1 protein-coding gene and 1 pseudogene are annotated in these 1,025 nt (G+C 72.5%); both read left to right on the top strand.

Going from position 1 to position 1,025, the window contains the following annotated elements:
* On the top strand, window positions 1-621 hold a 621-nt coding region (locus tag CG50_RS15060), incomplete at its 5' end, for a hypothetical protein (protein ID WP_245615756.1).
* Window positions 618-1,025, top strand: a pseudogene (locus tag CG50_RS15055) (hypothetical protein); the annotation flags it as partial. The gene CG50_RS15060 and the pseudogene CG50_RS15055, both read left to right, overlap by 4 nt.

Raw genomic sequence — 1,025 nt, 5'->3', positions numbered from 1 at the left:
GGAAGACGACGGTGGATGGCTGAGAAAAGGGGAACGACGATGGACAGCACGGAACAGGCGACGGGCGAAAAGCGGGTGCAGAGCCTCTTGATTGAGGCGCTGGAGCGGAGGGGGCTGGCGCGGCCGGGCAAGCTGCGGCTGGCGCAGTATGAGGCGATGTGCGCCGACCTGCGCCAGCGGCTCGCCTACATGACCGAGCGCAACTTGATGGCGCTCGAGGAACAGGTGGCGGCGAGCAAGGAAGCGCGCGAACAGGACCGCATGCCGATCGGCAACAAGATCCTCGAATGGGCGGGGCAGATCCAGCCGCCGGAAGAGGGGGCCTCGCCGCTGATGCGGGCGGTGTTCGGGGGCGACCTCGGCCGCACGGCCATCGCCGAGGGCTGGGCGCCCGAACTGATGGCGCATCTGCGCGACAAGCGGTCCTGGCCGACGCCCTACGCGGTGACGCTGATCCGCGAAAAGGCCGACGGGCCGCGCCGGCAGATGGTGATCCTCGAAGAGCGGATCGGCTACGGGCAGGAACCGAATGCCGAGGACCGGGCGTTTCTGGCGCGCCGGCGGGCGCTGGTCGAGAAGTGCCGCCGGGTGGCGGATCTGGCGGCGGGGGATGCGCGATGATGGCGGTTCGGATCGAACGCCCCGAGGGTGTGAGCGCGCCGGTCTGGGCGGCGATGTCGGATCGGGAACGGCGGGCGGCGTCGCGGCTGATCCCCGAGGACGCGCGGATGGCGGCGATGTTGCGCGCGGCCACGCCGCCTGAGGATTGCGGCCCCGAGATCCCGGTCGCCCCGGCGCGCGGTGCCTGCCGGGCGTTCACCGTGGTGCAGGTGGTGCCGGGCGCGCAGACGGCCGGGCCGCGCGACGAACTGCGGATCGAAGACGCGGGCTATCGCGGGCCGGGCGAAGATCGTCCGCGCCGGGCGGTGGCGGTGGCCGACGTGTTCGACCGGATGGAAGCCGCGGCGCGGCGGGCGCGCAAGCCGATGCCGCTGACGCCCGGTCAGATCTCGGTCGCGCGGCGG

Origin of the sequence: Paenirhodobacter enshiensis, from assembly GCF_000740785.1 — a bacterium.
GTDB lineage: Bacteria > Pseudomonadota > Alphaproteobacteria > Rhodobacterales > Rhodobacteraceae > Rhodobacter > Rhodobacter enshiensis.
This window is presented reverse-complemented; position numbering and strand designations above follow the sequence as displayed.